Origin of the sequence: Dapis hubbardiae BLCC-M172 (assembly GCF_050016015.1) — a bacterium.
Taxonomy (GTDB): Bacteria; Cyanobacteriota; Cyanobacteriia; order Cyanobacteriales; family Microcoleaceae; genus Trichodesmium.
Genome location: NZ_JBNHEQ010000077.1, coordinates 22,092 through 28,218, shown reverse-complemented (window position 1 = coordinate 28,218; position 6,127 = coordinate 22,092). Strand labels below are relative to the sequence as shown.

Genomic DNA, 6,127 nt, shown 5'->3' with positions numbered 1-6,127 from the left:
GTATTCTAATTCGATAAACATTCACTTGTTCTGGTAAAGAGCGGGTATTGGCAATGACTATCTCAATCAACTGTTCCATCACCTCAAAATCACCACATAAAGCAGCTAATTCCGTCCCCAGCTCATAGAATTCTAAAGTCATTTCATATTGCCTGGACCAAGCATTTTCTCCTAGTAATGATAATCCAATGCTGGCATACTCACGACCTGCCTGATAAGCATTGGCATCTTTAGCTTTGCGACAGGCAAGCAAATTTAGTTGAGCTAATTCATCTCGCTCCGTTTGTTCGCTAATTAAAGCTGTTCCATAGTTTAATTGATTGACAAGTTCAAAAATCTGTTCTTCTTTGGTTTCTGGGGACATTTTTTGTAACAGCAGTTGTCCGATCTGATAATGAGTCTGGTTTTTTTTGTCATCGGGAATTAGAGCATAAGCAGCTTGCTGAATGCGATCATGGCTGAATTTAAAAGATTGAATCAGCAGATTTTCATCCAATTCGGACTGGGGTAAAATTAAGTTTCGGTCAAGACAAATTTTTAACAAATGAAAATTTTCTTGAGCAGAAATATTGCTTACCCAAGTGATAATTTTTAAGTCAAATTCTGCTCCCAAACAAGCAGCAAGAGATAAAATTTCTTGACTTGATTTTTGTAATTCTTGCAGCTTGCCTACCATCAATTCCACAACATTATCTGTAAATCTCCTAGCCTTTATCGCTTCTATATTCCATTGCCAAACTCTTAATTTATGATTAAAATTTAGTAATCTTTCGCTATATAATGCTTTTAAAAATTCATTAACAAAGAAAGGATTTCCTCCTGTTTTTGCCCTCACTAACCAGGCTAAGTCACAAACTTTTTCTGGCTTCTGCTTCAAGGTATCACCGATGATACAAGCAATTTGATATACAGGTAATTTTTTCAACTTGATTTTGTTAATTGCAGCCTTGTTTTGCTTCAGGTTGTTAAGAGAAATAGCCAAAGGATGACTTGCCAAAACTTCATTATCACGGTAAGCTCCTAAGAGTAAAAGATATTTGGTTTTTCCTGCTATTAATAGCTGTTCAATTAATGTCAAAGTTGCTAAATCTGCCCATTGTAAATCATCAATAAATAGAGTTAATGGATGCTTTTGGCCGCAGAAACAACTAATAAAATCACCAAAAACAAGATTAAAACGATTTTGTGCTTCATTTGCTCCTAATATAGTAACGGCAGGTTGTTTGCCGATAATTAATTCTAATTCAGGAATAACATCAATGATTATTTGTCCGTTCTTTCCTAATGCCTGCAATAATTTGTCTCGCCAAACTTGCAACGTATCTCTACTTTCTCCTAATAATTGCCCAATTAATCCACGAAAAGCTGCTACAATTGCTGAATAAGGAATGTTGCGTTGAAATTGGTCAAATTTGCCAGAGATAAAATAACCCCGAAATTCAGTGATCGGTTTGAAAAGTTCTTGCACAAGGGATGATTTACCAATACCAGAATAACCGCTCACTAACATCAGTTCCACATTTCCCGTGGCGACAACCCTCTTAAATGCTTCTAGTAAAGTTGCTCTTTGTTTTTTTCTGCCATAAAGTTTTTGGGGAATTTGGAAGCGATCGGAAGTATCCTGTTTACCTAGTGGGAAAGAATTAATATTTCCTGTTTCTTCTAGTTGTCGGCCACATTCTTCTAAATCTGCTTTTAACCCATAAGCACTTTGATAGCGGTCTTCCGCATTCTTGGCCATCAACTTCATCACAATATTTACCAGTACAGGGGGAATTGCTGTCTGACTCACTGTTACCTTACCAATATTTCCAATATTTGAAGGTCGAGATTTAGCATTTTGGGCTTTCAATTTCATCATAATATCTGCCAGCACTGGAGGAATTTTTTTCTGCTCTTTTTGTGCTTGACTAATAATTGACGGAGGAGGTTTAGCAATGTGGGAATGAACTAACTCCAAAGGGTCGGAACTTTCAAAGGGCAATTTTCCCGTTAACATTTCATAGAAAGTTACCCCCAAAGAATAAAAATCTGAGCGATAATCTAAACCCCGATTCATTCTTCCTGTTTGTTCTGGAGAAATATAAGCTAGCGTACCTTCTAATACATTGGGATTTTTTAGGGTCGGATTTTCTCGACTAAGTTGGGTAGCAATCCCAAAGTCAATAATTTTAACTTCTTTAGTTTTAGGATTAAAAACAATATTATCGGGATTAATATCTTTATGAATAACATTTTGAGCGTGAATTTGTCCTAGAATCTCAGTAATTGCGATCGCCAGGACTAAAAATTCTGAGGGGGATAAAACTTTATGCTCCTTTAGCCATCGTTTTAAGGATATTCCCCCAAAGTCTTCAAATACGATCGCATAGCTTCTTTGCCATTCTTCTAGACTATAAGCTTTGATAATACCAGGAGACTCTAATTTGCAAGTCAGATAATATTCCTGTTTATAGCGTCGAATTTGCTCGGAGGTTGGATAGTTTTGGTTAAGAAATTTTAGGATGACGGGTTGGGGTTCACCGAGTGTGGTAGTAGCTCTATCGCTAACTCGTCGAGCGCGATAAACTAGAGAGTTCGCACTCTTATGAATTTGAATAAAATCCTGGTATCCAGCAAGATTAACCATAAAAATAACGAAGGAGAAAGTTAGGCACTCTATTTATTCTAATGCAGTCGAGTTAATTCGGAAATAATTTTGCTCCTGAGAAACTTTTTGTTAAATGTAAGGTTAAATCCTTTTGCGTTTCATGTCGCGCAGCGTTTTCCTGACGGAATGCTCCGCTTTCCATGTCGGCGACAGTCGAAAAGCAAAACGGCTGTCGCCGAAATGTTTGCGGAGCATTCCGTCAGGAAATGTGGAGTATGACAAACGGAAATCGCCTTTAGAGGGTTTTGGTTATGACGATGTGGTTTATACATCTGAAAAGCCCTGTAAGCTAGACATGATAAGCTGTTTTGCATTTAAACCACTTAATTTGTTGTGTACCAAGTTAAAAGTACAACTCTTATTACTTCTAACTTCTGAATTGCTAAGACGCATTTTAAATGGGTTTTAGTTGATATAAAATCTAAAAAATAATGCTACAAATAGTATAGTGCTTAAAAGACTTTACTGAAGACTTATCTATTTGAGAAAAATAGATTTTTACTTTAAATAAATGATTAAGAGGCTATTCCGCCTGACTCATAACTCCTTGAAAAAGCCTCAGTATTTGTAGCAAAAATTTTAGCATTTCATATTAGTAGTGCAGTGAGACACATTTTTACAGCACTTCCCGTTGCTCGTGAGGTACAGAGCTAACAGGCAAGATGGCTGTGCTACAAAAACTTTACCATTTAAACTTGTACATCATTAGTCCAAAATATGCTGTAATTTATTCCCACACTTCCCACACTCCCTCTAGCATAGAAGCCCTAAGCGTATCTCCAGAAAATAGGTCGGAGGGAGAATTAATTGATAAAAAATGGGTAATAATTGATTTGATGATTGGATGAGTGGGAGATATCTAATACACCCCATCTCCCCATCTCCCCATCTCTCCCCACTCCCCCACTCCCGTACGGACGCCCTTATGCAACGTCCCTACCCCCACTCCCCTACTCCCCTACTCTCAATCTCTAATTTTAAATAGATCCCTTCAGGGGTTCTATAATGCACCACCATCCAGAAAGAATTCTTTTTAGTACATAAAAATCTTTAATTGTCTGTAACAAATTTGACAAAAAACTCGAAATAAATGTCTATAAATATAGATTCTTGAATAGTCTTTTTGGTTCCTGCTAAAATCATCATCATAATTAGAGGGGTACAACAAAAGAACATCTTTGAAGATAACCCATTTGTATCTGTAAAAAACCTTTGAACAAACTTTAGTATCAAGAACGACTGCATTAAATATTTACATTTGTATAAAATAATTTATACAATTTGAAACAAATCTTTACTTCGACATCTATTAATTGGTAATTAATTTAACTAAACTAAAAAGTAGGAAAATTATATGCTCTTTATATTAATGTAAGCATTTCATCAGTTTGAGCTACTATCTGGTATTTACCAAAATTAAGTTGCTAAACAACAAACAATCGGCCTCGCATTTATTAAGTTGAGATCCTCAAAGCTACAAATTTTTCTCAACCTAAAAGTGAAGCTCAAATTATCAGCAGTACATCAAACTTAAACAAGGAGTAACAAGAAACTATGGAAGTCAATCAAGTTCTAAATCAATCTACTGATAACCATGATGAGATTAACCAGATGGTAGCGGCCTTAATTGAAAAAAATCACGATTCACACAACTTAACTAGCCATGGTAGGGCAATTGCAGAACGCCGCTTACTAGAAGGGATACTGCGGAAAACCCTCAAAGAACTATCTGATATCCAATTTTCCATAGATCAAGCAGCGATCGTTGCTATTACAGACCATAGAGGTATTATTCAGTATGTAAATGATAAAGTTTATGAAATTTCTCAATATTCTAGGGAAGAACTAATTGGCAAAACTCACCGTCTGCTTAACTCTGGATACCATTCCCATGAATTTTTTAGAGATTTATGGTCTACTATTAGATCCGGTCAAGTTTGGAGGGGAGAAATTAAAAATAGAGCTAAGGATGGTAGTTATTATTGGGTTAATACTACTATTGTGCCTTTTTTAAACGATCTCGGCCAACCTTATCAATATTTAGCTATTAGATTTGATATCACTGAACGTAAACGAGTAGAGGAAGCACTACAAGAAAGCCAAGAACGAAATCATAGTCTCCTCAATGCTATTCCTGACTTAATGTTACGCCTCAACTCAAGAGGAGTTTTTCTTGACTATTATCCGGACAAAGACGATGAAAATGCTCCTGAAGCATCAGAAGTATTAGGGAAAACTCTAGAAGAAATATTTCCTGAAGATTTAGCTGTTTGGACTAGACACTACCTAAAGCTTACTCTCAAAACTGGTAAAGTGCAAGCAGGAGAATATTCTACTTTTATCAACGATCGCCTCTATCATTATGAAGCTCGTTACGTTAAAAGTGGTACAGATGAAGTGTTAGCAATTGTCCGTGATATTACAGAACGAAAAGAAGGAGAAATTGCACTCCAACAATCAGAAAAACGTGAACGAGAAAGAGCATTACAATTAGAAAAAACTTTAAAAGAATTACAAAATACTCAAGCTCAATTAGTACAAGCAGAAAAAATGTCTAGCTTGGGTCACATGGTTGCTGGTATTGCCCATGAAATTAATAATCCCATTAGCTTTATTTACGGTAATATTCTTCATACAAATAACTATATTAGAGACTTACTAAATTTACTGCAACTTTATCAAAAAAACTATCAAGAACCAGTGTCAGAAATTACAGATTTTGCCGAAGAATGTGAGGCATATTTTCTAATAGAAGATTTGCCCAAAATAGTTGATTCAATGAATATTGGAGCGAATCGAATTAAAGAGCTAGTTTTATCTCTAAGAAACTTTTCTCGTCTGGATGAGTCAGAGATGAAAAAAGTAGATATTCACTCTGGTATAGATAGCACTTTATTAATTTTACAACATCGCTTAAAAACTACAGCAAAACAAACAGAAACTACTGTTGTTAAAGAGTATGGGGATTTGCCTAATGTTGAGTGTTATGCAAGTCAGTTAAATCAAGTTTTTATGAATATTATTGCTAATGCCATAGATGTTTTAGAAGAACAAGAAATCCCCGGCATTATTACCATCAAAACCGAAATACATCATTATTCAGAAAAAGGAGTCGATCGCGATTGTGTGAAAATTTCTATTTATGATAATGGACGTGGTATTCCTGACTCTGTGCAAAAAAGAATTTTTGACCCGTTTTTTACCACAAAACCAGTGGGTAAGGGTACAGGTTTAGGACTATCCATTTCTCACCAAATTATTGTCGAAAAACATCAGGGAGAACTGAAATGTAAATCTAATCCAAATGGAGGTACTTTATTTGAAATATTAATTCCAGTTAAGGCTAATTCAAGATAGTTCCCGAAAAATTGGAGCGTAGCGACTATAACAATCTAATTAGTTATATACCGCTACGCGCAAGTCAAAATTTACTCATATTTTTGGGAGATATATAGATATTTTTTGATAAATAATTGC

At 35.5% G+C, this 6,127-nt stretch carries 2 protein-coding genes; one reads left to right on the top strand and one right to left on the bottom strand.

The features are described 5' to 3' along the window. A partial coding sequence (locus tag ACP6PK_RS08025) for an ATP-binding protein (RefSeq protein WP_426559158.1) occupies nucleotides 1-2,629 on the bottom strand: 2,629 nt, incomplete at its 3' end. A 1,575-nt stretch (nucleotides 2,630-4,204) separates the two neighbouring features. On the opposite strand from ACP6PK_RS08025, the gene ACP6PK_RS08020 reads away from it, so the two are divergent. Beyond that, nucleotides 4,205-6,007, top strand: coding sequence for a PAS domain-containing sensor histidine kinase (locus ACP6PK_RS08020; RefSeq protein WP_426559157.1), 1,803 nt, complete (start codon nucleotides 4,205-4,207; stop codon nucleotides 6,005-6,007). Nucleotides 6,008-6,127 lie beyond the last annotated feature (120 nt).